Below are 26,180 nucleotides of genomic sequence, written 5' to 3' on the forward strand. Positions count from 1 at the left end.
ATTGTAGCGCATGACATAAGGCATGGACTTAAAGCCAATCAGCAAATCAGGGCAGACGGCCTTCGGCGGAGGGATACTTCTCGGCATTGCTGTTGGCAATCTGCAAAGCCTGAATAGCAAGCTGCTGTTGGGTTTGAAGCGCTTTAAGGCGGGTGGATGCCTCGTCCATATCCGCATCAACAAGGCGTCCAATACCCTTGCTGAGTGTTTCCATAAGGGTGGCGGCGAAGTCAGACTGCATGTCTACACGGCGTTTGATTGCACCAAGGCTACTGGCGCCATCAGTTACGCCTGAGAGCGCGCGTTCAACAGTTTCTATATAGGCATCAGTGAAGTGAGGGTTCGCGGACACGTCGATATCGACAACATTGATTTCGAGGCGCGGTTCGTTGCTCACCGCTGTGCTTATGGAAATACCAGCTTTGCTACCTCCTCTTATATCGACATTTGGATCGATGTGAAATCTTACTCCGCTCCCGGTGTCCGTTATGATGAGTCCGGGGATTGAGATCGAGGCGTTCAAAATAGTTGTCAGGTCTGCGGAACTTGCAACATCGCCAGAGTTATTCCCAAGCAAAGAAAAAATTATATCCTTGTTGATAATGAAATTTGCCGATTTATCGTTGAACCGTATACCAACATCTACTGACTCGCTGCCATCTATTTGGAACGGCGCATTGAATGGAATTATGAGGTCTTGCGGCACTTGTCCAGCATCGCCAGTACTATGATCGATTACCGCGGCGCTTAGACTCATACCTTGCCCAATCGGGGTAAGCTGCCAAGATGAATTTTTATACGGAAAAGGTTCCTTAGTATTAATATGAACCTCTCCAGAGGAGACAGTAACGACAAGTGGGTGGTTTCGTAAAGCATATGCCCAAACAGAGGCCATTTCGTATACATTGTTGATGATTCCGCCATTCGCCGGGTATATGGTGTCTATAACGGATTTATCGATCTTTATATTGTATGTAGGTGAGTCTGGAGTTGAAACTCCGGTATCAAGGTATTCTTGCACATCGAAACCGAAAATTAGATTGGTATCATACTCAACGATATTGAAGTCTAATGGATAGCCATGATCTAACAATGTATTGCCAAAATTCTCTCCCGTAACGGACGGCTTCGAATAAGCTATATAATAGCCATCCGCATCGGGTATCGCTGTTCTTAATCCGCGAATTTCACGCAAATCTCGGAGATCAGTCTGTAGGATACCTCCACCCCCTGTGTTGAACAGCGACGTTTGGGCTCGGTCGATATTAACCGTGCCAACACGTACGCTACCGTCGGTACTTCTGACAAATGACGAGACAATCGAGGTCGAACGCGATTGTAAATCCGCGTTGATGAGGTTAGGAATGTCCGTGCTTAGCCAGTTTACGCCGGAAAATGATGCGGAACTCGAAAGGCTCAAGAGTGAGTCCTGAAGCTGGCTGATTTCCCTCTGAATTTTATTTTTGTCGACGCCCGGCTCTTTCGCTGCGACAAGTTTTTTCTTCATTTCGGTGAGAACATCGACAGTGGACTCCATCGCCGAATATGCAACGTCTACGGTCGCTGCACCGAGACCCAATGCATCCGCTACAGCCGAAATTGCCATGTTGTCAGAACGCATTGTTGTCGAAATCGACCAATAGGCCGCGTTGTCAGACGCTGCCTTAACGCGCAGCCCCGAACTAACTTGCTCCTGTGTCCTGTCGAGGCTGGAGCCAATCGTGCGAAGCGTCTGCAAAGCAGCCATTGCTGCGGAATTCGTCAAAATGCTGGTCATGTTAAACCTAGGGCACAAGCCAAGGCATCGCCGCGTAACATTTGCGGGCGTTCTTGATGTGCTAAAGTTATGTGGAAATGGCAGGCTTTTACGCTGTTCGCCTCATGGCGAGAAAAAACACGTACTCAAATTAATGTTGACGGTGACGAGTGCTCTTCGAATCGAGCAACTTGTGATCGTCTCTGTTAACTGTTTTCTAATGTTTCTGGTTAACAAAAGGTTAACAGGCGCTTCCATAAAGTTGCATTACGAACTTCTCATGAACCGATTCCTGTAAAAAAAGGGGGCAATGCCCCCTGAAAGTGTTCGCCAGATTTGATCCCACAAATTATTGCCTGAACAGTTGCATGACATGTTCCGCATTGTTGTTAGCGATCTGTAGAGCCTGAATGGCAAGTTGTTGCTGGGTTTGCAGCGCCTTAATGCGGGTGGATGCCTCATCCATATCAGCATCGACAAGTCGCCCGATGCCCTTATCTAGTGTGTCCTTCAATGTATGCGCAAAATCGGTCTGCATATCGATACGTGTCTTGATGGAGCCAAGCTTTGTGCCAGCACCAATTGCATCAGCCAAGACAACGTCCATATACCCGAGGTAGATGCCGATCTTTTGCGGATTGGAACCAATGTCGATGTCTAAGAAGTTTTGTTCAGCGAGAGGCTCGATGCTGACGAATATGCCGGTAAAACCGATAGCAGTCTTGCGGCCAGATAGACGGTCTACCGTCTTATCTGAGCGTAGCGAAATCTCCGTTGGTCCCGTAACTTCGATAATGACATCAGGCCAGTCCGTTCCGATCAACGATTGAAGCAGAGTGACCATTTCAGCCGGCGTGTCTATTTTCCCGTCGGTTTTCCCTAAAAGATTGTTGACGTATGTCCGATCAAACTCGTGATTGGTAGCCGATGCACCGTTTACCGAGAATTGGAAGTTCACTTTCACGCCGTCATAATTGTCCCCATCCGTAAAAACTTGAAAAGGCACGAAGTAAACGGGCATCCGTGATCCACGAATACCATAGTGAACGGGAGTGTCGGACAAACCTCCACTTCCTACGTCGCTATAGAAATTGGTCAGTTCCACGGACGACCCGTCAAGGCCAGAGTCTTCGCGGGTTGCGAATACGATCCTATTTGGGATAAGGCCGCCATGGCTGTCTGAGACATTCGTTGTCAGCGCACCGGAGTTCGTTTGCGCCAATGCTCGATTGAGTATCAGAGTGTATTCCACGAAATTCGAGATCACCCCGTTTGCGCTAGGCATCCAAGTATCAATAAGATTTCGGTCGATAACAACGTGCGTGGTTTTCCCTGGATTGTAGGGAGGGTCAACGTCGGCAGGATTATCAGCATCAACCGTGACGTCGAATGAAACGATATCCCCGGGATTGAACGTCAGAGGGCCACTAAAATTGAAATCGAATTCGCCACGGTTGCCACCGTATGTGTTGGTATTGTCCATATGGATGATGCCCTGCGTATCCATATAGGTGTCGTAATTTCTTATTCCGCCAAGCGTCTTCATTTTTCGATTGTCGGGCTGCAGTATACCTCCTCCGTTTTCATTGAACAACGAAGTCTCTGATAGATGAAAGTCTGTGGTTCCGATACCAACGCCGCCATTTTGCGAGCGAAAGAACGAAGACGTGAGCGATACCTTATTATTGGTATTATCATTTATATCTAATATGTTGGTATTCAGCCAATTTACGCCATTGAAGCTTGAGGAGCTTGCAATTGTGACGACCTGATTTTTCAACTGCTGTATTTCTTTTTGTACTTTTGATTTATCTACGCCAGGTTCGTTAGCGGCGACCAATTTCGCGCGAATTTCGGACAGGACATTCACGGTAGCTCTCATACCTGCATGAGCCGTATCGAGAGTGGCGGCACCAAGCCCCAATGCATCCGCCACAGCAGAAATCGCCATACTGTCGGAGCGCATCGTTGTCGAAATTGACCAATATGCTGCGTTGTCCGCTGCGGTGTTAACGCGAAGTCCAGAACTGACACGTTCTTGTGTCTTGTCGAGGCTGGAGCCAATGGCGCGGAGCGTGTGCAATGCGGCTGTCGCTGCGGTATTTGTCAAAATGCTGGTCATGTTTAAGCCCAAGGCACGAGCCAAGGCACCGCGCGCACCATAAGTGCGCTCGTCGTTGGTGTGCAAAGTCATGTTGAAATGGCAGGGTTTTACGCAGCTCGCTTCATAGCGAGAAAAAACTCAAAAAATATTCTACATTTCCGAGAGCGGATCGAATCGAGCAACCAGTGATCGGCTGTTCTTAATGTTTTCTAATATTCGTGGTGAACGAGAGGTTAACGTAGACCAGCATTAAGTTGCACCCATATAAATTGGGGGCGCATGTAAATGGCAGATTGCACGCCTAAAGCGTGCAATCTGCCAACGTAACCCGGCGGGACACCAATTCAGGCCTGCTGTCCGAAGCCGTATGGATGACAGTACTGGATACATTCGACTGAACGATATTATCTTCAATTCCTTCTAAATTCGAAATTATATCAATAATATTGTTTAGTATTGACAATATATATTCATTCATCGAAATTAAGTGTTTGACTTTATAATTGATATCTCTATCTAATTCACAATTATCCATAATTTATTTCCTTATTTATATTATTTGCATTTTATTTGTATTTATAAATTTCATAGGAAGCCAAGATCCAATGATCTAAACTGAAGTTTGCTAATCGATTGGTGGAGAGAAGTAATGCCATAACCTCGTCCATACACAGCGCGCATTCCGCGCTGCGCATGCCCTTGCAGTTGATCGATAATCGCTGCGTCAATTTCGCTGTCACGACAGAACTGCTCAAAGGTATGTCTCATCGAGTGCCAAACCTTCTTTTCCCCTTTGATCCCGGCAACCGACAGCATTTTGTTGAATAGTTTTGAAGCATGCCTCTGGCGTTGCTCGGGAGGTCCGATTTCAATTTCTGAAAAGAGGCGGTCTTCTTTAGATTTACATCTAACAAAATCCAAAAACCCGGCATTAATCAAGTTTTTATGAATCGGAATTTGGCGCTCTGATGAATAATTTTTAAGTCTTTTCGCATTATTACTATTGATATCTAAGAACCAGATGCCATCCTCTGACTTAACATCGCTCGCTGTGAGTTGTACCGCCTCCATCAGGCGAAGCCCTGCAAACAGCGATAGCAGCGGGATCCAAAAAAGACCGTGCTCCTTGAGACTCACGCTACCGGCGCTACTCCAATTAGCTACGCTCTTAACACCGTGAAAGACGGGCAAAGCAAAGAGTTTATTTAGCTCGTCAACCGTAAAGCCACTGCGGCTATTTCGCTTTTCTTTCGCAGTGGGCATTCTGGGCATCATCGGGTTGATTAAATTGGTGAGGGTGGCTTGGTAATTCCCCCTCGCCCACCCGAAAACCAACGACGCTGTGGTCATGATTTGACGCACACTCTCATTCGATAATCTGGGGCGATTGTCATCTTTTGCTAATGCAGCGATTTTCAACTTTGTTAGGCCGCGATAAGCCTTGTAGGAATGCGCGTTAGCTGGAAGTGAAAAAAGCGATTGCTTGAACGCGCGAATGTCCGCCTGCGTGTATAGCGACAGCGGTTTGTCACCGCATATTTCAAGGAATAGACGTATCTGCGATTGACGCGTATTTTCAGTCTTTGGCGACCATCCTTTTTGGCGCTTCAGCTCCTGAAAACATTCGCTAGCAACGACCGACATTAATGGTTCGTGATAAACCAATGGCGTATTCACACGGGCTTTAGGGGCTTGCCGATTTCTGGGCTGGGCAGCGGACCTAAATTCCTCGAATTTCTGGTCGATTTTCACGATAGATGCCGGAAGCAACTTACGCGCGGCTCGAAAATCCGTCGTTCCCAGGGAAATTTGCTCGACGGCTTTGCCGTAAATATCGCGGATGTCTGCTGGCACACACACCCGCTGATAATAGTACCCGTTCTTCCGCTTAAACAAACGGTGCTGTTTCATGCATCGCCTTCATCATCGACCAACAGTATGACACCCAGTGTGACAAAGAGTGTTGCGAAGCTTGATCGAGGCGTTTTGGCGAGCCTGAGAAAACTTGAAAACTTAAAGATTTCAGTGCGATCCGTGGCATCCGATGGATGTTTACGATCCTGGGCGCCTACAAAAGTAGGTGGGCGCCATGTGACCAAGCCCACAGGCCTGGTCAGGGACAGCTCCCGTTAGATCGAGTATGGCCCCGAGGAATGTGGTTCCTGTCGAGAAGCACAGATCGCAACAGGGAATATAGGAAGATTTTTTTCGCTGCGCCAGTGGGCGGCGATGGAATTTCAGCGAGGCGTTTGCCTGTCTACGCTTCCGGCGCCGGGCGGGCGTTGAGGCGGGTGGCGATGCCCTGGATGCGGGCGGTCAGCTCTTCCAGCATCGCGGCCAGCATTTCCTCGGTGCGGGCGGTGGCGGCGCGGTCGTCGTCGCGGTTCTGGTTGATGCGGTTCAGCTCACCCTCGACCTTGGCGAGGCGGCGGCCGACGTCGGACAGTTCGTCCATCACCATGATGCCGGCCATAACGGTGATGCGCAGGTCGCCGATTTCGCCGAACTGGGTCTTGAGATGGCTGACATAGCGGTCGAACTTGTCGGCAAGCTCGCTCAGGTGGTTTTCCTGACCTTCCTCGCAGGCCATCCTGTAAGCCTTGCCGTCGATGGTGACCGTGACCTGCGCCATATCCGCGAGAACCTGCCTTTCGTATTTCACCCCCGATGACAGGGACGTTCAGCGGTCGAGGACCGCCCTGATCGTTTCCATTGCAGTCACGAGACGCCGGGACACCTCGCGATTGACCTCTTCCAGCCGGTTGGCGCGGAACTGGGACTCGTCGAGCTCCTGCGCCAGCCGCGAACGGTCCGCATGCACGCGCCGCACCTCACCCTCGATCTCGCTGTGATCGCGCTCCCGCTCGAAGCGGATGTCGATGGCATTTTCGAGATGGGAAAGGGCCGCCTTCATTTCGAGGACCGCCATCTCCACCGTCTTCCCTGTCGGCATATGGTTACTTCTTGGTTTCGTCAGAACACGGAATGCGAATCGCCGGTCCGGCAGAGGCCTCCGGCGAGACTTTATTCTTGACTGCAATCTCCCGTCAATCAACGCCCCGGCATCGAAACTGTGGATGAATGCCGATTTGCCGGGCAAACCTCTTCCTGACCTTTTGCACACCAACTTGGACAAATGTCAAAAAATCACGTTTCAACGCCCTTGGGAAGCCCGGCTTTTATTGACTTGCCGGCGCTTCCTGCTATGGATCACGGCGCTTAATGATGCTCTTCAAACGGCATCTCCCGACCCCTCGGAACCAGCGGAAAAGCCATGACCTCTCGCGAAGAACTTAACCGGATGGCGAATGCGATCCGTTTCCTTTCCATGGACGCCGTTGAAAAGGCCAACTCCGGCCATCCCGGCCTGCCGATGGGCGCCGCGGATATCGCCACGGTCCTTTTCACGCGCTACCTGAAATTCGATCCCAAGAACCCGCTCTGGCCGGATCGCGACCGTTTCGTGCTGTCCGCCGGCCACGGCTCGATGCTGCTGTACTCGCTGCTCTATCTCACGGGCTATGAGGACATGAGCATCGAGGACATCAAGCAGTTCCGCCAGCTCGGCTCCAAGACGGCCGGCCATCCGGAATACGGACATGCCTCGGGCATCGAGACCACGACCGGCCCGCTCGGCCAGGGCATTGCCAATGCCGTCGGCATGGCGATCGCCGAGCGCAAGCTCGAAGAGGAATTCGGCTCCGACCTGCAGAGCCACCACACCTATGTGCTGTGTGGCGACGGCTGCCTGATGGAAGGCATCAGCCACGAGGCGATCACGCTGGCCGGCCACCTGAAGCTGAACAAGCTGGTTCTCTTCTGGGACGACAACAACATCACCATCGACGGCGCCGTCGGCCTGTCGGATTCGACCGACCAGGTCGCCCGCTTCCAGGCCGCGCATTGGAACACGATCCGCGTCGACGGACACGACCAGGACCAGATCGCCGCGGCAATCGAGGCCGCGCAGTCCTCGGACAGGCCGACATTCATCGCCTGCAAGACGACCATCGGCTTCGGCGCGCCCAACAAGGCCGGCACCCACAAGGTTCACGGCTCGCCGCTCGGCGCCGCCGAAATCGAAGCCACCCGCCATGCCCTGAACTGGGAAGCCCCGGCCTTCGAAATCCCCGCCGACGTGCTCGACCTGTGGCGCGCCGCCGGCCGCCGCTCGGTCAAGGCCCGCGAGGCATGGGAAGCCCGCCTTGCCGCCTCGGACAAGAAGGCCGAATTCAACCGCCGCTTCGCCGGCGACCTGCCCACCGGCCTCGACGGCGCCATGGACGCCTACAAGAAAAAGCTCGCCGACGCCCCGCCGACCGTCGCCACCCGCAAGGCTTCTGAAGACGCGCTCGAAGTCATCAACGGCATCGTGCCGGAGATGATCGGCGGCTCCGCCGACCTGACGCCGTCCAACAACACCAAGACCAGTCAGATGAAGTCGATCACCCCGACCGATTTCTCCGGCCGCTATATGCATTGGGGCATCCGCGAGCACGGCATGGCCGCCGCCATCAACGGCATCGCCCTGCATGGCGGGTTGATCCCCTATGCCGGCGGCTTCATGATCTTCTCGGACTATTGCCGTCCGTCGATCCGCCTCGCCGCGCTGATGGGCATCCGCGTCATCCACGTCCTGACGCACGATTCGATCGGCGTCGGCGAAGACGGCCCGACGCACCAGCCGGTCGAGCATATGTCGGCGTTGCGCGCCATCCCGAACCTGCTGGTCTTCCGCCCGGCCGACGCGGTGGAAACCGCCGAATGCTGGCAGCTTGCGCTGCATGAGAAGCATCGCCCTTCGGCGCTGGCGCTCACCCGCCAGAACCTCGCCCCGGCCCGCACCACCTACGAGGCCAAGAACCTCTCGGCCGCCGGCGCCTACGAGCTGGTTTCCGACGACGACGCCAAGGTCTCGATCTTCGCCTCCGGCTCGGAAGTCGAGATCGCGTTGAAGGCCGCCGAGACGCTGAAGCAGAAGGGCATCGCCGCCCGCGTCGTTTCCGTACCCTGCTTCGAGCTGTTCTACGATCAGCCGGAAGCCTACCAGGCGATGATCATCGGCAAGGCCCCGGTGAAGATCGCCGTCGAGGCTGGCGTCCGCCAGAGCTGGGATCACATCATCGGCCCCGAAGGCGCCTTCATCGGCATGAAGTCTTTCGGTGCATCGGCTCCGGCCAAGGATCTCTACAAGCATTTCGGCATCACGGCCGAAGCCGTGGTAGAGGCTGCCGAAGCCAAGCTTGCTTGACATGACGAAAGGCGCGTTTTACGCGCCTTTTTCCATCCCGACCCTTATTTCAGTGGGAGACTAGAATGACTGTGAAAGTTGCCATCAACGGCTTCGGCCGCATCGGCCGCAACATCCTGCGCGCCATCGTCGAATCCGGCCGCACCGACATCGAGGTGGTATCGATCAACGACCTCGGCCCGGTCGAGACCAATGCGCATCTGCTGCGCTTCGACTCCATTCACGGCAAGTTCCCGGCCAAGGTCACGGTCGAGGGCGACTCCATCATCATCAACGGCGGCAAGCCGATCAAGGTGACGGCGATCAAGGATCCGGCCGCACTTCCGCATGCCGAACTCGGCGTCGACATCGCCATGGAATGTACGGGCTTCTTCACCGCCCGCGACAAGGCCGCCGCCCACCTGACCGCCGGCGCCAAGCGCGTCATCGTCTCGGCCCCGGCCGAAGGCGCCGACCTCACCGTCGTCTATGGCGTCAACCACGACAAGCTGACCAAGGACCACCTGGTCATCTCCAACGCGTCGTGCACCACCAACTGCCTGGCCCCGGTCGCCAAGGTGCTGAACGATGTCATCGGCATCGATCACGGCATGATGACCACCATCCATTCCTACACCAACGACCAGCCGTCGCTCGACCAGATGCACAAGGATCTGTACCGCGCCCGCGCTGCCGCCCTGTCGATGATCCCGACCTCCACCGGCGCCGCCAAGGCTGTCGGACTCGTTCTGCCGGAACTGAAAGGCAAGCTCGACGGCTTCGCCATGCGCGTTCCGACCCCGAACGTCTCGGTCGTCGACCTGAAGTTCGTCGCCAAGCGCGACACGACCAAGGAAGAGATCAACGCTGCGATCAAGGCTGCCGCCGACGGTCCGCTCAAGAACATCCTCGCCTATACCGAGCAGCCGAACGTCTCGATCGACTTCAACCACGACCCGCACTCCTCGACCTTCCACATGGACCAGACCAAGGTCATGGAAGGCAAGTTCGTGTCGATCCTGACCTGGTACGACAACGAGTGGGGCTTCTCCAACCGCATGTCGGACACGGCGGTTGCGCTTGCCAAGCTGATCTGATGTTTCGCGCCCTTGGCCCCCTCGCCGTCCGCTGGACGCCCTGGGAGGGCGAGGGCCTCGAACATCTGACGCTGACACCGGACAGTTTCGACTTCGGCGCGGGCATCCGCGCCGAAAGCGTTTTGATCGGCGACCGCGGGGATAGCCCGTATGGCGTGCACTACCGCATCGCGTGCGACGCCGGTTGGGCCGTGCGCCGCTTTAGCATCGAAACCACCGATGGGCGACGCCTTGCGCTCGCCTCCGATGGCGCAGGCCACTGGCGGGACGAGAACGGTGCCAGCCGCGCCGACCTCGACGGCTGCATCGATATCGACCTCGCCGGCTCGCCCTTCACCAACACCTTGCCGATCCGCCGCCTGAACCTGACGCCCGCCGCCGGAACCGCCCGCCTGTCGATGGTCTACGTGCCCTTCGATTCCTTGGACGCCTTCGTCGATGGCCAGCGCTATACCGGCCTCGACGCCGACCAGCAGCTATACCGCTACGAAGCCGAGGACCGCAGCTTTACCGCCGAACTGCCGGTCGACGAGGACGGGCTCGTCATCGATTACCCCGGCCTCTTCCGCCGGCTGCGATAGGTGCGCTCACAAAATCAGCGGCGGGGATGCATCTTCTTGTTTTCGCCGCGCTCCCGCCCGATTTTCCTCCATTTTCTTCTTGAGTTTCGCAGAGCATTTCCAGGAAAACTGTGCAGCGGTTTTCCGTCCGGAAATGCGACAAGCACAAATGGTCCATTTCGGGGCGTGGGACGCGCTCCCTCCACCAGACCTGCACCAGAAAAGCCCTCCGGGCTCAAACCCGGATGCGGAATGGCTGTCATGCATGTTCGGGTGATGGACGCGGCGCCGGGAGCGCGCCACAATGACACGTCTCCGGCCGCAACGCCGGAGGCAGCATGGGACATCTTCGCGCCTGCCGGGCGATGAAGGTGGTGACGGAAAGCGGGGCGGGCGTGGATAGTTTTTATGCGATGGTTCTGGTCGGAACGGCGCTGGTGCTTCTGGCTGCCTTCTCCAGCCTGCTCGCCTTCCGCTTTGGCGCGCCTCTGCTCTTCCTGTTCCTCTCCATCGGCTTGCTGGCCGGCAGCGATGGCCTCGGCCTGAGTTTTAGCAACGACCGCGTCGCCTACCAACTCGGCTCGCTGGCGCTGGCCGTCATCCTGTTCGATTCCGGCTTCGGCACCTCTTTCCATTCCTTCCGCATCGCCGCCGCCCCGGCGCTGGTGCTCGCCTCGGTCGGGGTCCTGCTCACCGCCTCGCTGTTTGCGCTCGCCACCATGGTGCTGCTGCATTTCGGCTTTCTCGAAGGCATGCTGCTCGGCTCGATCATCGCCTCGACGGATGCGGCCGCCGTCTTCTTCCTGCTGCGCATCGGCGGCATCAATATCCGCGACAAGGTGCGCTCCGGCCTGGAGGTGGAATCCGGCACCAACGACCCGATGGCGATCTTCCTGACGCTGCTGATGGTCGGCATCGTCTCCAGCGGCAAGGGTGCGGGCGCCTTCGACCTGTCGATGCTGCTGCTCTTCGTCGAGGAAATGGGCCTCGGGCTGGTGATGGGGCTTGCCGGCGGCATGATGATCGTCACCGTCATCAACCGCGTCGCCACCGATCGCGGCCTGGCGCCGATCTTCGTGCTGACGCTGGCGCTGCTGCTGTTTTCCTTCACCGGCCTGCTCGGCGGTTCCGGTTTCCTCGCCGTCTATGTCGCCGGCCTGTTTGCCGGCAACAAGCGCATCCAGTCCGCCGCCTCCATCCGCCGCTTCCAGGACGGCATGACCTGGCTGGCGCAGATCATCATGTTCCTGATGCTCGGCCTGCTCGCCAGCCCCTCCGAATTCCTCACCATCCTGCTGCCGGCCTTGGCGCTGGCGCTTTTCCTGATTTTTGTGGCGCGGCCGCTCGCGGTCTGGTTCTGCCTGCTGCCCTTCGACTATACCCAGCAGGAAACCGGCTTCATCGCCTGGGTGGGCCTGCGCGGCGCCGTCTCCATCCTGCTCGCCATCCTGCCGGTCATGGGCGGCCTGAAGAACGGCGAGACCTATTTCAACACCGCCTTCATCATCGTGCTGGTCTCGCTTCTGGTGCAGGGATGGACGATCAAGCCGGTCGCCCGCCGGCTCGGCCTGATCATCCCGCCGCGCCTCGGCGCCATCGACAAGCTGGAACTCGATCTGCCGGGCGCGGCCAACCACGAACTGCTCTCCTATCGCATCATCAAGGACAGCCCGATCATGCGCGGCGAGCGCATTCCGCGCTGGGCGGTGCCGTCACTGGTGATCCGCGATGGCAAGTCGATGCGTTACCAATATGCCGGGCGCCTGCGCGAGAACGACCAGGTCTACATGTTCGTCGCGCCCGCCTATTCGAAGCTGCTCGACCGTCTCTTCGCCAGCCGCGCGCCCGTCGACGAGGACGACGCCGAATTCTTCGGCGCCTTCTCGATTTCCGCCGCAAGGCCGGCGCGGGAGCTGGATGCCGCCTACGGCCCCGGCCTGCTGCACGACAGCGAGAAGGAACTCAGCATCGGCGATCTCATCGCCCAGCGCCTCGGCGGCCATGTCGAATATGCCGACCGCGTGCGCCTCGGCTCGATCATCCTCATCGTGCGCGATCTCGACGAACAGGACGCGCCGAAAACCATCGGCATCTCACTGGAGCCGGTGGAGCCGGCCACCAACCTGCCGATCTTCATCAACCTGCGCGAGATCGCCCACCGCGTCCGCGACGTCCTGCGTAAGCATCGCCGAAGGGTGGCGCAGGCCATCCACTCGGCGCCCTCGCCCACGGAAAATGACCGGTAAAGCGCCTTGCGTCCGGATCGTTCCCGTGTATGGTCCGGTCGAATTTTCCCTCCGACAGAATGGGACATGATCATGGCTTCCTTCAAGACTCTCGACGACCTCTCCGATCTCTCGGGCAAGCGCGTTCTGGTGCGCGTCGATCTCAACGTGCCCGTCAACGCCGAAGGCAAGGTGACCGACAAGACCCGCATCGAGCGCGTCGCGCCGACGATCCTCGAACTGTCGAAAAAGGGCGCCAAGGTCATTCTGCTCGCCCATTTCGGCCGTCCGAAAGGCGCGCCGGTGGCGGACATGTCGCTGGCGCTGATCGCGCCTGCCGTCGAAGAAGTGCTGGGCGCCAAGGTCGCGACATCTGCCGATTGCATCGGCGAGGCCGCCGCCTCCGCCGTCGCAGCGATGAAGGACGGCGACATCCTGCTTCTCGAAAACACCCGCTTCCACAAGGGCGAGGAGAAGAACGATCCGGAATTCACCAAGGCGCTGGCCGCCAATGGCGACATCTTCGTCAACGACGCCTTCTCGGCCGCCCACCGCGCCCATGCCTCGACCGAAGGCCTGGCGCACCTGCTGCCCGCCTATGCCGGCCGCACCATGCAGGCCGAGCTGGAAGCCCTTGAAAAGGGCCTGGGCCAGCCGGCCCGCCCGGTGGTCGCCATCGTCGGCGGCGCCAAGGTTTCGACCAAGATCGACCTGCTGATGAACCTCGTCAAGAAGGTCGATGCCCTCGTCATCGGCGGCGGCATGGCCAACACCTTCCTCGCCGCGCGCGGCACCAATGTCGGCAAGTCGCTGTGCGAGCATGACCTTGCCGCCACCGCCAAGCAGATCATGGTCGAGGCCGCCGGCGCCGGCTGCGCCATCGTGCTGCCGGTCGACGGCGTCATCGCCCGCGAATTCAAGGCCGGTGCCGAAAACGAGGTCGTCGATATCGAGGCGATCCCGGCCGATGCCATGGTGCTCGACGTCGGCCCGAAGTCGATCGAGGCGGTCAACGACTGGATTTCCAAGGCCGAGACGCTGGTCTGGAACGGCCCGCTCGGCGCCTTCGAAATCGCCCCCTTCGACACGGCAACGGTTGCCGTCGCCAAACATGCAGCTGAAGAAACCAAGGCCGGCAAGCTGGTTTCCGTCGCCGGCGGCGGCGACACGGTCTCGGCTCTCAACCATGCCGGCGTTGCCGATGACTTCACCTACATCTCCACCGCCGGCGGCGCCTTCCTCGAATGGATGGAAGGCAAGGAACTGCCGGGCGTGACGGTTCTGCAGCGGTAATCACGCGCATGCATTTTTAAAACGGCGGGCCATGTGCCCGCCGTTTTCGTTTGGACCGCAAACTTGTCACCCCCACAACTTCGCCCATTCTCAACGCCGGTATCGCATCGCTACAAAGGGCCACATCCGCCAGAGGAGATCGCCCGATGTCTGCCTATGATTTCGTAACCGTCGACGTCTTCACCACCGAGCGCTTTCGCGGCAATCCGCTCGCCGTCTTCCCGGATGCGCGCGGGCTGGACGACGAGACGATGCAGGCGATCGCCGCCGAATTCGGCTATTCCGAAATCACCTTCGTGCTGCCGCCGGAAGACACGCAGAACGATGCGCGGGTGCGCATCTTCACCCCGACCACGGAAATCCCCTTCGCCGGCCATCCGAATGTCGGCACGGCCTATGTGCTCGGCCGCCTGCCCTCGCTGTTCGGAAAGCCGCTCGGCCGGAAGCTGCGTTTCGAGGAGCTTGCCGGCCTCGTCACCATCGACCTGCGCCTGGACGGCGACACCGTCACCGGCGCGACGATCCGCGCCCCGCAGGCGCTCACCGTCGGCGAAACGACGGTCGAACCGGCGCTGATCGCTCGTTGCGCCTCGCTGAGCGCAGACGATATCGCCACGACAACCCATGCGCCGAGCTTCGTCTCCGTCGGCCTGCCCTTCGCCGTGGCGCAGCTTTCCGGTCTCGACGCACTTGCCGCCGCCCGCCCGAACATCACGGCGTTCCACGAGGCCGCCGGGCGTCACCGGCAGGTGGGCGCCGATTTTTCGCTGTTTCTCTATGTGCGCTCGCCGGACAACCCATGGACGATCCGCGCCCGCATGTTCGCGCCGCTCGACAATATCATGGAAGACCCGGCGACCGGCAGCGCCTCGGCAGCACTTGCCGCCTTTCTCGCCACGTTGTCGCCTGAAGCGGAGGTTGTGAGGACCATTACCATCGAACAGGGCGTCGAGATGGGCCGCCGCAGCGTGATCACGCTCGATGTCGTCAAGCGCGACGGCGTGGTGCGCGACGTTCACGTCAGCGGCGATTGCGTCGACGTCATCAGGGGCGCAATCGCGGTCTGACGCCTCCCTGGGGAAATGCGGCAAGACCGGAAACCGTCCCTCAGACGGATTCCCGCACGAGCACGGTGAGCATCACCATGGCGAAGGCAAAAATCCCGATCTTCCAGAAATCGCGCCGCCGCCGCAGGCCGGGCAGGCCGATGGGCTTGATGAGATGCGCGCCCATCGCCAGCAGGAGCAGCAGGGTGATGATCCGGGTCAACGACTTTTTCCTTGCGGTCGCGGCGCGTCACATCGCCGCCAAGTTTTCGCGTCACTGAACGGGCGGGGGATCCCTTTCCAGTGCAATTTTCGGCGCCACGCAAGCATGGCGCCAGATTGTGCTTGTCTTATCAGGCCGCTTACGCAGAAACTATGGACATGACACGCAATATTCTTCCCGTTCTGGCGCTTCTGGTCGGCACGCTGTTCCTCTTTCTGGGAAACGGCCTGCAAGGTCTGCTCCTGCCCATGCGCGGCACCAACGAGGGCTATACGACCACCGTTCTCGGTCTGCTCGGCACCTCCTGGGCGGCGGGCTTCGTGCTCGGCTGCCTGCTGGCGCCGCAGGTGGTGCGCCGCGTCGGCCATGTGCGCGCCTTCAGCGGCTTCATTTCGGTCCTGGCGATCAACGCGCTGGTGACGGGCATCCTCGTGGACGATATCTGGTGGGTCGCCTTGCGCGCCATCACCGGTTTCGCCACCGCCGGCACCTCGATGATCATCGAAAGCTGGCTGAACGAGCGCGCCACCAACAAGTCGCGCGGCATGATCTTCTCGCTCTATATCGGCATTACCCTGATCGGTTCGGTGGGCGGCCAGCTCGTCGTGCCCTTCGCCGATGTCATGACGCCGATCCTGTTCATGGTCTGCGGCATCTTCTATTGCGTTGCCATGCTGCCGACGACGCTTTCGACCGCCGCCTCGCCGCAGCCGCTCAACACGGTCAAGCTCGACCTGCCGGCGCTGTTTCGCAATTCGCCCGTTTCCTTCATGGGCATTCTGCTGGTCGGCATCGCCAACGGCGCCTTCGGCACGCTCGGCCCCGTCTTCGGCGCCGCAGCCGGTTTCGAGCAGGGCACTATCGCCGTCATGATGAGCGTCGCCATCATGTCCGGGGCGCTGATGCAGCTTCCGGCGGGGCGGATGTCCGACCGAATGGACCGGCGCTACGTGCTGGCCGGCCTCTCCTGCGTCGCGGCCCTTTCCGGCCTGCTGTTCTTCGTGCTGACGCCCTTCGATGTCGTGTGGCTGCTGGTGCTGGTCGGCATCTACGGCGCAGCCGCCAATGCGCTGTATCCGATCGCCGTCGCCCATGCCAACGATTTCGCCTCGCCGGAGGATTTCGTCAAGGTTTCCGGCGGTCTGCTGTTGCTCTACGGCGTCGGCACCATCATCGGCCCGACGCTGGGCGGCCCGATCATGTCGGCCTTCGGTCCCTATGCCCTGTTCGGCGTAACGGCCATGGCCCATATCCTGATCACCGCCTATGCCATCATCCGCAGCCGACTGCGCGCCCCCGTGCCCGCCAGCGACCGCGACGCCTTCACCACGACAGGCCCGATGGCGACGCCTGAAAGCCTGTCGCTCAGTCCGCGCGCAGCGCCGCTGCCCGAAGGTGATTCCTCCGAAGAACAATATCCGAGGGCTGCGATATGAACGGAATCGACGACGATAACCCGAAAAAGCGGACGAGCCACGAAATCGGCTGCGACATTTCGCTGCTGGCGGCTGACGAGCTGACGGCGCGAATCGCCCTGTTGGAGGCGGAAATCGAGCGCCTGAAGGCCGAACGCGCCGCAAAGGCCGCCGGTCGCCTCGCCGCGGAGAGCCTGTTCAAAAAATGATTGGCGAAAAGATTTCGAAAAACTTAATAAACAAAGAATAACTGCCATTTGTACTATTCGGCGACACGCGTTAACCGAATATTAAGCGTCTTCATCGTTAAATGAGCCTGCCCGGCTCGTACGGGCTCAGACAGTTTCACCGCTTGGCGAATTGGTCTGATTTCTCCCTGTTTTACCTTGAGAGCCGCCCCGCGCGGCTCTTTTTTTCGCTGTGCGCAACCCTGCCAAAGTTGTGGGTATTAACCTTCCGTTAAGAAACAACTTGCGCATTTTCTTTAAAGATACCATTTTAAGAGCAGAAGAGCGCAAGCGGCGAAACTTAAATGCCGCTTACGGCATTAGTTGACCGACGTGATGCGTTGAACAGGGAACACGATATGTCAGAGCTTGGATTGAACACGATTAGTTTTGCTGGCCGTGTTGCATCGTCGGCGCAGTTCAAGGCACTGTATGCCGAGGGCATGGCGCTGGTGGAAGAGACCGCAAGCTATCTCGACGGCCAGGGCCGTGCCGCCTCCAAGGTGCTGCCGCGCATGGCCTCGGTGCTCTACGCGGCCGAATCCATGCGCCTGACCACCCGCCTGATGCAGATGGCCTCCTGGCTGCTGCTGCAACGCGCCGTCAACAATGGCGAAATGACCCGCGAACAGGTTATCTCCGAAAAGAGCAAGGTGCGCCTCGACAGCTTCAACGTCGATCGCAACGCGCCGGGCTGGAACGACCTGCCGGAATCCTTCCGCGATCTCGTCGAACGCTCGTTGCGGCTGCAGAACCGCGTCGCCCTGCTCGACCGTGAAATCTATCGCCCCTCCGAGGACAATATCGACCACGACAACCAGAACAGTGTCCAGGCGCAGCTCAACCTGCTGCAGACCGCCTTCGGCAATAACTGACGCTCTTCTGTTCGCATCACGTTCTCGACGCCTCGGTCTTGCCGGGGCGTTTTCTTTTGCGGCTCTTCTTATTGCCTTGTCGCAAGACGCAAAAAAGCCCGGACGAGCCGGGCTTTCCTGAATATCAATCGGCATCCGCGCAAAAAAGAGGCGCGGGCCAAGCGAAATTAGAGGCCGAGGCCGCCGAAACGCTTGTTGAACTTGGAAACGCGGCCGCCGCGGTCCATGAGCTGCTGGTTGCCGCCGGTCCAGGCCGGATGCGACTTGGAGTCGATTTCGAGGTTCATGACGGCGCCTTCCGTGCCCCAGGTGGAGCGGGTTTCATATTCGGTGCCGTCGGTCATGACTACCTTGATCATGTGGTAGTCGGGATGGATATTGGCCTTCATAACAATCTTCCTGAGATGGCAGGGTCCATTTGTCGCAATCCATTGCGGCAACCGAACCGATTGAATAAACAAAGCCGCAGACAGAAGGGCCACGGCTTCCCAATTCGATGCCGTGCCTATACATGAAGGCCGCAAGGATAACAAGGGCCCACGGCGCCAAAGCAATGGCGCGCGGGAAGATTGGAGGCATGGTGGCAGAAATTGGTCAAACCGACAAGCAGAAGCGCCGGTCCGTGGCACCGCTCGCCAGGCTGTTGCCCTACCTGCTGCGCTATCGCGGGCTCGTCGCCGGTGCATTGGTCTTCCTGACGCTCGCCGCCGCCGCGACGCTGGCGCTGCCGCTGGCCGTGCGCCGCATGGTCGACCACGGTTTCAACCAGACAGACCATGCCTTCATCAACAGCTATTTCATCATGCTGATCGCCATGGCCCTGGTGCTGGCCGTCGCCAGCGCCATGCGCTATTATTACGTGATCACCCTCGGCGAGCGCATCGTCGCCGACCTGCGCCGCGAAGTCTTCGCGCATGTGACGACGCTGTCGCCGGCCTTCTACGACGTCAACCAGTCCGGCGAGATCGTGTCGCGGCTGACCGCCGATACGACGCAGATCAAGTCCGCCGTCGGCGCCACCGCCTCGGTCGCGCTGCGCAACCTCATCCTCTGTCTCGGCGCCATGGGCATGATGATCGTCACCAGCCCGAAGCTGTCGAGCCTGGCGCTCGGCGCCATTCCGCTGATCGTCTTCCCGCTGGTCGGCTTCGGCCGCTCGGTGCGCAGCCGCTCGCGCGCCGCGCAGGATACGCTGGCGATGGCCTCGGCTTACGCCGGCGAGGCCATCTCCGCCACGCGCACCGTGCAGGCCTTCAACGGCGAACGGGCCGCCAACACTCGTTATGGCGGCGCGGTCGAGAATGCCTATGAGGCGGCGCGCTCGGCGATCAAGTCGCGGGCGCTGTTGACCGGCATCGCCATCGCGCTGATCTTCTCCAGCGTCGTCGGTGTCCTCTGGTTCGGTGCGCAAAGTGTTCTGGCAGGCACGATGACCGCCGGAACGCTCGGTCAGTTCCTGCTCTATTCGGTGATCGCCGCAGGCTCGCTCGGCTCGCTTTCGGAAGTCTGGGGAGAGATGTCGCAGGCCGCCGGTGCGACCGAACGCCTGACCGAACTTCTGGCGGAAACGCCGGCCATTCAGCCGCCGGCACATCCGATCGCCCTGCCGAAGCCGGCGCAGGGCGCCGTGAATTTCTTCGGCGTGCATTTCGCTTACCCGGCCCGGGCCGACAAGGAAATGCTGCGCGGCATCGATTTCCACGTGCGCCCCGGTGAGACCGTCGCCATCGTCGGCCCCTCCGGCGCCGGCAAGAGCACCATCCTGTCGCTGATCCTGCGCTTCTACGATGCGACGCGCGGCACGGTCAGTGTCGACGGCGTCGACGTGCGCGCCGCCGACCCACAAGAATTGCGCGACCGCATTGCCATCGTGCCGCAGGACGTCACCATCTTCGCCGGCTCCATCCATGACAATATCGCCTTCGGCGCGCCGGGCGCCAGCCGCGAGGCTGTGCAGGCAGCCGCCATCGCCGCCCAGGCCGACGATTTCATCCGCCGTCTCGACCAGGGCTACGACACCTCCGTCGGCGAACGCGGCGTGACGCTCTCCGGCGGCCAGCGCCAGCGCATCGCCATTGCGCGCGCCATCCTCAAGAACGCGCCGCTGCTGCTGCTCGACGAGGCCACCTCGGCGCTCGATGCAGAAAGCGAAACGCTGGTGCAGAAGGCGCTGGACGGGCTGATGGCCGATCGCACCACCATCGTCATCGCTCACCGCCTGGCGACCGTGCTGAAAGCCGACCGCATCCTCGTCATGGACAATGGCAAGATCGTCGAGGAAGGCACGCATCAGAGCCTCATCGAAACCGGCGGCCTCTACGCCCGCCTCGCCCGCCTGCAATTCGACGCCGCGGCGGCGTGAGGGAGCCGGAGGCTTCTCGCCTCCCGTCTGCCTCACCGCTCCGTCAGCTTCAACTCGATCCGTCGATTGGTCGCCCGCGCCTCGGGACTATCCCCTTCGGCGATCGGCTGGAACTCGCCGAAACCGGCGGCGACCAGCCGGTTGGCGGGCACGCCCTTCGAAATCAGGAATTTGACCACCGACGTGGCGCGCGCCGAAGACAGTTCCCAGTTGTCGGCGTAGCGGCCGGAGCCGGAGAGCGGCACGTTGTCTGTATGGCCGTCGACGCGCAGCACCCAGTTGATTTCCGGCGGAATTTCCTTGGCGAGGTCGAGCAGCGCGCTGGCGAGTTTCGCCATCTCCGCTTGCCCCGCCTCGTTCAGTTCGTTGCCGCCTGAGGGGAACAGCACCTCCGACTGAAAGACGAAGCGGTCGCCGACAATGCGGATGTTTTCGCGATCGGAGAGGATTTCGCGCAGGCGGCCGAAGAAATCGGAACGATAGCGGTTGAGTTCCTGCACGCGCTGGGCCAGCGCCACGTTGAGGCGGCGGCCGAGATCGGCGATCTTGGCCTGCGACGTTTGATCCTTGGCTTCCGAGGCCTGCAGGGCCTGCTCGATGGCGGCGATCTGGCTGCGCAGCGCCGCGATCTGCTGGTTGAGAAGGTCGACCTGGCTCAATGCCCGGCCGCTGATCTGCTTTTCGGCATCGAGCTGGCCGGTGAGATCGCCGATGCGCTGATTGGCCGCATCGGCATTGCCGGTGCCGGAATCGAGAAGCTGCTGCAGGCGCGAGCGCTCGCTTTCGGAGGTGGCGAGTGTCGATTGCAGGTTGGCGATCGTGTCTTCCAAATCCTGCTTGCCGCCCTTTTCCAGCGCCAGCAACTGGGTCAACTCGTTGATCTGGCTGTTGAGACGGTTCAAGACTTCGTCCTTGCCGCTGATCTCGCGGCTGAGGATGAACTGCGCCAGCACGAAGACCGTCAGCAGGAACATGATGGCGAGCAGCAGCGTCGACAGCGCATCGACGAAGCCCGGCCAGTAATCGACGCGGCGGTCGCGGCGGCTGTTCTTGGCGAGCGCCATGGCTTATTTGCTCCCCGGTCCGTGCGAACGGTCGGAAAGTCGGTCAGACAGGCGGTCCAGCGTCTTGCGCATCGCTTTCGCCTCCTCCTGCTGCGCCTCGATCCAGTCGCGCAGCATCTGCTGCTCATTGCGCATGTTGCGCACCAGCCCCTGAATGCCTTCGGCAAGGCTGGCCATGGCCTGAACGGTGCGCTGGCCGCCGCTGCCCTCTTCCGCCAGCCGGGCGAGCTGCTGCGTCAGCACCCGCAATTCCTCGGAGGAGGCGTTGGACGACAGCGATTCGGTCAGTGGCACGATGTCGGAGGTCACGTCGGTGACCGAGGACAGCCAGTTTTCCAATTCCATGTAGAAGCGGTTCTGGGCACGGCCTGCCTGCAGGTCGAGGAAGCCGAGGATCAGCGAGCCGGACAGGCCGAGCAGCGACGAGGAAAACGCCGTGCCCATGCCGGCGAGCGGCGCTGACAGACCATCCTTCAGTGTCTGCAGGATATTGGCCGATCCGCCTGATGTGCCCGGATCGAGCGACTGGATGACGCTGTTGATCGAGCCGATGGTGCCGAGCAGACCCCAGAAGGTGCCGAGCAGGCCGAGAAAGACCAGAAGGCCGATCAGATAGCGCGACGTATCGCGACTTTCGTCGAGGCGGGTGGCGATGGAATCGAGGATGGAGCGCAGCGCCGTCGCCGACAGCGCCAGCGATTGGCGGTTGCCGATCAGCGAACGCATCGGCGCCAGCAGCCGCGGATCGCGGCCGACGCGGTTGGCGCTGCCGGCCGCGCGGAAGGAATTGAACCAGCGCACTTCCGGCCTGAGCGCCAGCACATGATTGAACACCAGGATGACCCCGACCAGCAGCACGCCGAGGATGAGGCTGTTGAGCCCCGGATTGGTGACGAAGGCTGCATGGGCCTGCCGGTAGAGGATCGCCGCGATGAAGCCGACGATGATCAGGAAAATCACCATCGTCCAGAAGAAATGCATCGGGCTCGACAGCTTGCCGCCATAGGCGTAATCGCGCGTCTCGCCCTCGATCTCCCCCATCTCGCCCAGATTCAATTGTGCCATCCCGTTCCACTGCCTCCGGAAACTTTGTCCGGACAGTAGAGGAGAATTCCAGCAAAATGAAGGGTTAAGCGCCGCAAATCCGCGCACGCGCAAGCGCGCGGAAAAGCCCGGCCAGGCCGCGCCTTACTTTCCGGGCACCGGCCGCTTGACGACGTCCATCAGCGCCTTGTGGATATGTTCGTTGCCGGCGAGGATGGCGCCGGTCTCGAGCGAGGTGTTGCCGCCGTCGCGGTCGGTGGCGAAGCCGCCAGCCTCACGAATCATCAGCATGCCGGCGGCGATGTCCCAGGCGCTGAGATCGTTTTCCCAGAAACCGTCGAAGCGTCCGCTGGCGACATAGGCGAGATCGAGCGCGGCGCTGCCGAGGCTGCGCACACCCGCGACTTCGCCCATGACATGGCGCAGCTCGATGAGGAAATTGCCGTGGTTGCGGCGGCCGAGATGCGGGATGCCGCAGCCGACGACGCAATCCGACAGCGTACGCCGCGAGGCGACACGCAGGCGGCGATCGTTGAGGAAGGCGCCGCCGCCCTTCTCGGTGGTGTAGAGCTCGTCTATCGCCGGATTGAAGATGACGCCGGCGACGATTTCGCCGTTACGCTCCAGGCCGATGGAAACCGCAAACTGCGGAATGCCGTGCAGGAAATTGGTGGTGCCGTCGAGCGGATCGACAATCCAGCGATGCGACCCGTCGGAGCCCTTGATCTCCTCGCTTTCCTCACCGAGGAAACCGTAGGTCGGGCGCGCCTTCATCAGCTCCTCGCGCACGATCTTCTCGGCCTTGCGATCCGCCTGGCTGACGAAATCGGCCGGGCCCTTGACCGAGACCTGCAGGTTCTGCACCTCGCCGAAATCGCGTGTCAGCGACTTTCCGGCCTTGAGGGCGGCCTGGACCATGACATTGAGAAGAGCGGAACGTGCCATGCGGAAACTTCCTTGCGTAATGGGCAGATCGCCGCGGCACCAGCGGCCGGGCGAAGGGATCGATCATCGTTTGACTTGAATGGCGGCCTCAAGACCACAAAATCCGCCGGAATTCAAGGGCGGAAGCTCACATGAGCCCGATACCGTGCTCCTCGCGGGCCATCAGGCATTCGGGATCGCCGGGCATGCAGGCGCGACAGACCTCCGGGCGGATGTCGTAGATCGTGCAGGCAACATGCTTGCCGATCTCGCCCGACAGCGCCATGCAGCGCTGCCCGTCGCAGCGCATGCCGCTGAGATCGGCCGCCACCAGCGCCTCTGGGATCTTGTCGAGTTGCTCGTCTTCCTCGATCGAAAAACGTGGCCAGTCGGCCGAGTAGGAACAGCAGGCGCCGCAGGACTGGCAGTCGAAGGCCGCCTCCATGGCAGGTGTCATCGCCTCAACTCCGCCTGAACTTGTTGGCGGCCTCGATCGCCTTCTTCTGCTGCTCCTCGCTCATGCCGAGATAAAAATCCTCAAGCTTGGGATCGGAAAGCCCGGCGCGGCGCGACAGCACATACCATTTCGCCGCCTCGATCGGATCCGGCTTGGTGCCGATGGCGTTGATATAGAGATGGGCGAGCTTGTTCTGGGCGACGACATTGCCGCGCTTGGCCGCCACTTGCAGCCAGTTGAAGCCGTCATTGTAGTCGCGGTCGCCGCCGATGCCGTTGACCAGCCAGATGCCCATGTCGAGCTGGGCGGTGTCGAAACCGGCGCGGGCGGCGCGTATCAACCATTCACGCGCCTGTTTGCGCTTATCCTCGCTGACATCGGGTAGCGTCATGTAAAGCTGCGACACGGCATATTGCGCATCCGCGATCCCCTGCGCAGCCGCCTTCTCATAATAGGGCAGCGCCAGCTTCAAACCCTTCTCGCCGGGATTGTCGGCGACCAGCACCTGGGCATGGTTGAACTGGGCGGACGGATTGCCGGCATCCGCCGCCTTCTTCATCAGCTCGTCCGCTTTCTTGCGGTCGCGCGGCGCGTCGCGACCCTCCATCAGGATCAGCGCGTAGCGGAACATGGCGGCGGCATCGCCATTCTGCGCCGCCTGGCCATACCAGAACGCCGCCGCCTTGGTGTCCTTCTTGACGCCGAGGCCCTGCGACAGGATTTCGCCGAGCAGCGTCTGTGCCGCGGGATCGCCGAGTTGGGCGCGCGGCAATGCCTTGTCCATGGCGGTCATGTAATAGCCGCGCTGGAAGGCGCCATAGGCCTCGTCGACCTTGCCCTTGAAATTCTTCTCCTCCGGCAGCGGCGGCAATTCGGCGCCCATGCGCTCGTAGATCGCCAGCCCGCCGGGATTGCTCTCGTCCTTGCCCGTCTCGCCATTGGCGGGGGGCACGACGCGACCCTTCTTGAGGGTCTGCGCCTCCCCCTCGACCGGCCGCGTCACCACGGTCTCGGGCGACTGCGCATAAGCGATAGGCGCGCCGGAAACGACGCAGGCGACGGACAGGAAAAAGCGGGGCAAACGGTGCATGGAGAGCTTCAATCGCCAAACCGTGGCGCTTTTTCGTCAAGCAGCGCATTCACTTCCGCGACGATGCGCGCCGCCGAAGCCGGCTCGTCGAAGATGGCGGCCCGTAGCGCCACGAATTCCGCGCCGGTCTCGGCCACGGCCAGCGCCGAAGCAGGATCGGTGCCGCCCATGACGATGCACGGAATCTCGATCATCGAGGCCCACCATTCGGCGAGGTCGAGATTCTTCGGATGCGCCTCCGGCTTGATGTCGCCGTCGAACTTGCCGAAAAAGATGTAATCCGGGCGGACCTCGCCGACTTCGAGCGCATTGTGGCGATCCGCCGCCCTTCCGCCGCCGACGATCAGCTTTGGCGCATGCTTGTCGATGGCCTCGGCCAGCTCCTCCGGCGTGCCGGTGACATGCAGGCCGTCGGCCTTGGCGCGGCCGGCGACGCGGCTGTCGCCGGCGATCAGGGCTGCGGCACCCGCTTCCTGGACGACCGGCACGACCAGCTCGGCGTGCTTCTGGAAGGTGGCGTCGTCGAGCCCGTATTGCGGCACGATGACGGACGCCACGTCGCCGCCGCGCAGGGCATCCGCAACGACCTGCCGCTTCTCGGCGGGATCGGCGATGTCGGGGACGATCAGAACCAGGCGGCAACGGTCTTCGGGTGCGGTCATTGTCTTAAATCCATGTTTTTGGCGCGCGGCGCACCTAAGGCGCGGGCCGCATCAGCATCTCGTCTTCTCCGATAGACCGGAGCGGCGACGCAATCAACAGGCAGCAGACTACGCCCTAGAGATGGCCGAGAATATTGACCAGCCGCCCGAAGGGATCGCGCACGAAAAAGCGACGCACGCCCCAAGGCTCGACCGCCGGGCCGTATTCGAAGGCGATGCCGGCCTCGCGCATCCCTTCCTCGACGGCATCGAGATTATCGACCTCGATCGACAGATCCGGCACCGGCGTTCCCGAGCCGCCTTCCGTGGCGATGCTGAGCTGCGGCATCGACTGCCCCGTTCCGGCGAAGGTGACGATCCAGCCGTGATCCATGACGATCTCCATGCCGAGCAACTCGCCATAGAAGGCTTGCGCCGCCTGCACATCCGTGGCGGCGATATTGGCGACGACCCGTCTGACGACCATGAAATCTCCTTTTGTCGCGAGATATCGGCACCGCAACGCGAAAATCGCTGCACTGCACAA

General features: G+C 60.2%; 24 protein-coding genes and 1 other RNA gene. 10 read left to right on the forward strand and 15 right to left on the reverse strand.

The window, feature by feature from the left end:
- Positions 1 to 46: 46 nt before the first annotated feature.
- The 6 genes from P7F60_RS30840 to P7F60_RS20260 all read right to left on the reverse strand — a co-directional run bounded on the left by P7F60_RS30840 (position 47) and on the right by P7F60_RS20260 (position 6,813).
- Positions 47 to 1,777: a flagellin gene (locus P7F60_RS30840; protein WP_347276878.1), complete on the reverse strand. Its 1,731-nt coding sequence runs from the start codon at positions 1,775 to 1,777 to the stop codon at positions 47 to 49.
- Positions 1,778 to 2,105: 328 nt separating this feature from the next.
- Positions 2,106 to 3,950, reverse strand: a complete 1,845-nt coding sequence (locus P7F60_RS20240) for a flagellin (RefSeq protein WP_235914652.1) — start codon at positions 3,948 to 3,950, stop codon at positions 2,106 to 2,108.
- A gap of 495 nt (positions 3,951 to 4,445) precedes the next feature.
- Positions 4,446 to 5,771, reverse strand: coding sequence for a site-specific integrase (locus tag P7F60_RS20245; protein WP_277919505.1), 1,326 nt, complete (start codon positions 5,769 to 5,771; stop codon positions 4,446 to 4,448).
- Between the two features lie 114 nt (positions 5,772 to 5,885).
- Positions 5,886 to 6,044, reverse strand: a non-coding RNA gene (gene ssrS / locus P7F60_RS20250) — 6S RNA.
- Positions 6,045 to 6,117: 73 nt separating this feature from the next.
- Positions 6,118 to 6,492 (reverse strand): cell division protein ZapA, encoded by a 375-nt coding sequence (locus tag P7F60_RS20255; RefSeq protein WP_166096665.1) that lies wholly within the window; start codon positions 6,490 to 6,492, stop codon positions 6,118 to 6,120.
- A gap of 48 nt (positions 6,493 to 6,540) precedes the next feature.
- Positions 6,541 to 6,813, reverse strand: a complete 273-nt coding sequence (locus P7F60_RS20260; RefSeq protein ID WP_277919506.1) for a DUF4164 domain-containing protein — start codon at positions 6,811 to 6,813, stop codon at positions 6,541 to 6,543.
- Positions 6,814 to 7,134: 321 nt separating this feature from the next.
- Here P7F60_RS20260 and tkt point away from each other — a divergent pair, with 321 nt between their 5' ends.
- From tkt to P7F60_RS20290, 6 genes are all read left to right on the forward strand, one after another.
- Positions 7,135 to 9,111, forward strand: a complete 1,977-nt coding sequence (gene tkt / locus P7F60_RS20265; RefSeq protein ID WP_277919507.1) for a transketolase — start codon at positions 7,135 to 7,137, stop codon at positions 9,109 to 9,111.
- A 65-nt stretch (positions 9,112 to 9,176) separates the two neighbouring features.
- Positions 9,177 to 10,187 (forward strand): type I glyceraldehyde-3-phosphate dehydrogenase, encoded by a 1,011-nt coding sequence (gene gap / locus P7F60_RS20270; protein ID WP_277919508.1) that lies wholly within the window; start codon positions 9,177 to 9,179, stop codon positions 10,185 to 10,187.
- Positions 10,187 to 10,768, forward strand: a complete 582-nt coding sequence (locus tag P7F60_RS20275; protein WP_277919509.1) for a putative glycolipid-binding domain-containing protein — start codon at positions 10,187 to 10,189, stop codon at positions 10,766 to 10,768. Before gap ends, P7F60_RS20275 begins: the two co-directional genes overlap by 1 nt.
- 374 nt (positions 10,769 to 11,142) lie before the next feature.
- The gene (locus P7F60_RS20280; RefSeq protein WP_277919738.1) at positions 11,143 to 12,993 is read left to right on the forward strand and encodes a potassium/proton antiporter; all 1,851 of its coding nucleotides are present in this window, start codon (positions 11,143 to 11,145) and stop codon (positions 12,991 to 12,993) included.
- A gap of 72 nt (positions 12,994 to 13,065) precedes the next feature.
- Positions 13,066 to 14,265, forward strand: coding sequence for a phosphoglycerate kinase (locus tag P7F60_RS20285; RefSeq protein ID WP_277919510.1), 1,200 nt, complete (start codon positions 13,066 to 13,068; stop codon positions 14,263 to 14,265).
- A 146-nt stretch (positions 14,266 to 14,411) separates the two neighbouring features.
- Positions 14,412 to 15,332 (forward strand): PhzF family phenazine biosynthesis protein, encoded by a 921-nt coding sequence (locus P7F60_RS20290; protein ID WP_277919511.1) that lies wholly within the window; start codon positions 14,412 to 14,414, stop codon positions 15,330 to 15,332.
- Positions 15,333 to 15,372: 40 nt separating this feature from the next.
- Here the strand turns inward: P7F60_RS20290 and P7F60_RS20295 are convergent, their stop codons facing one another.
- Entirely contained in the window at positions 15,373 to 15,534 is a 162-nt protein-coding gene (locus P7F60_RS20295; protein ID WP_277919512.1) for a hypothetical protein, read from the reverse strand.
- A 158-nt stretch (positions 15,535 to 15,692) separates the two neighbouring features.
- Between P7F60_RS20295 and P7F60_RS20300 the strand changes: the two genes are divergently transcribed.
- From P7F60_RS20300 to P7F60_RS20310, 3 genes are all read left to right on the forward strand, one after another.
- Positions 15,693 to 16,970 (forward strand): MFS transporter, encoded by a 1,278-nt coding sequence (locus tag P7F60_RS20300; RefSeq protein ID WP_277919513.1) that lies wholly within the window; start codon positions 15,693 to 15,695, stop codon positions 16,968 to 16,970.
- Positions 16,967 to 17,158, forward strand: a complete 192-nt coding sequence (locus tag P7F60_RS20305) for a DUF1192 domain-containing protein (RefSeq protein ID WP_277919514.1) — start codon at positions 16,967 to 16,969, stop codon at positions 17,156 to 17,158. Before P7F60_RS20300 ends, P7F60_RS20305 begins: the two co-directional genes overlap by 4 nt.
- 377 nt (positions 17,159 to 17,535) lie before the next feature.
- Positions 17,536 to 18,051 carry a DUF1465 family protein gene (locus P7F60_RS20310; protein ID WP_277919515.1) on the forward strand — a complete coding sequence of 172 codons (516 nt, stop codon included), beginning with the start codon at positions 17,536 to 17,538 and terminating at the stop codon, positions 18,049 to 18,051.
- A 167-nt stretch (positions 18,052 to 18,218) separates the two neighbouring features.
- Here P7F60_RS20310 and rpmE read toward each other — a convergent pair whose 3' ends face one another.
- Positions 18,219 to 18,440 (reverse strand): 50S ribosomal protein L31, encoded by a 222-nt coding sequence (gene rpmE / locus P7F60_RS20315; protein WP_277919516.1) that lies wholly within the window; start codon positions 18,438 to 18,440, stop codon positions 18,219 to 18,221.
- Between the two features lie 191 nt (positions 18,441 to 18,631).
- Here rpmE and P7F60_RS20320 point away from each other — a divergent pair, with 191 nt between their 5' ends.
- Positions 18,632 to 20,413: an ABC transporter transmembrane domain-containing protein gene (locus tag P7F60_RS20320; RefSeq protein WP_277919739.1), complete on the forward strand. Its 1,782-nt coding sequence runs from the start codon at positions 18,632 to 18,634 to the stop codon at positions 20,411 to 20,413.
- A 32-nt stretch (positions 20,414 to 20,445) separates the two neighbouring features.
- Here P7F60_RS20320 and P7F60_RS20325 read toward each other — a convergent pair whose 3' ends face one another.
- The 7 genes from P7F60_RS20325 to P7F60_RS20355 all read right to left on the reverse strand — a co-directional run bounded on the left by P7F60_RS20325 (position 20,446) and on the right by P7F60_RS20355 (position 26,120).
- Positions 20,446 to 21,477, reverse strand: a complete 1,032-nt coding sequence (locus P7F60_RS20325) for a peptidoglycan -binding protein (protein ID WP_277919518.1) — start codon at positions 21,475 to 21,477, stop codon at positions 20,446 to 20,448.
- 3 nt (positions 21,478 to 21,480) lie between these two features.
- Positions 21,481 to 22,542, reverse strand: a complete 1,062-nt coding sequence (locus P7F60_RS20330) for a flagellar motor protein MotA (protein ID WP_277919519.1) — start codon at positions 22,540 to 22,542, stop codon at positions 21,481 to 21,483.
- A 123-nt stretch (positions 22,543 to 22,665) separates the two neighbouring features.
- The gene (locus tag P7F60_RS20335; protein ID WP_277919520.1) at positions 22,666 to 23,466 is read right to left on the reverse strand and encodes an inositol monophosphatase family protein; all 801 of its coding nucleotides are present in this window, start codon (positions 23,464 to 23,466) and stop codon (positions 22,666 to 22,668) included.
- A 127-nt stretch (positions 23,467 to 23,593) separates the two neighbouring features.
- Complete coding sequence (locus P7F60_RS20340) at positions 23,594 to 23,902, reverse strand: YkgJ family cysteine cluster protein (protein WP_277919521.1); 309 nt, start codon at positions 23,900 to 23,902, stop codon at positions 23,594 to 23,596.
- A 4-nt stretch (positions 23,903 to 23,906) separates the two neighbouring features.
- The gene (locus P7F60_RS20345) at positions 23,907 to 24,992 is read right to left on the reverse strand and encodes a tetratricopeptide repeat protein (RefSeq protein WP_277919522.1); all 1,086 of its coding nucleotides are present in this window, start codon (positions 24,990 to 24,992) and stop codon (positions 23,907 to 23,909) included.
- Positions 24,993 to 25,000: 8 nt separating this feature from the next.
- The gene (locus P7F60_RS20350) at positions 25,001 to 25,654 is read right to left on the reverse strand and encodes a thiamine phosphate synthase (RefSeq protein WP_277919523.1); all 654 of its coding nucleotides are present in this window, start codon (positions 25,652 to 25,654) and stop codon (positions 25,001 to 25,003) included.
- Positions 25,655 to 25,769: 115 nt separating this feature from the next.
- Entirely contained in the window at positions 25,770 to 26,120 is a 351-nt protein-coding gene (locus tag P7F60_RS20355) for a VOC family protein (RefSeq protein WP_277919524.1), read from the reverse strand.
- Positions 26,121 to 26,180: the final 60 nt, after the last annotated feature.

Origin of the sequence: Rhizobium sp. YJ-22 (assembly GCF_029601685.1) — a bacterium.
Lineage (GTDB): Bacteria > Pseudomonadota > Alphaproteobacteria > Rhizobiales > Rhizobiaceae > Metarhizobium.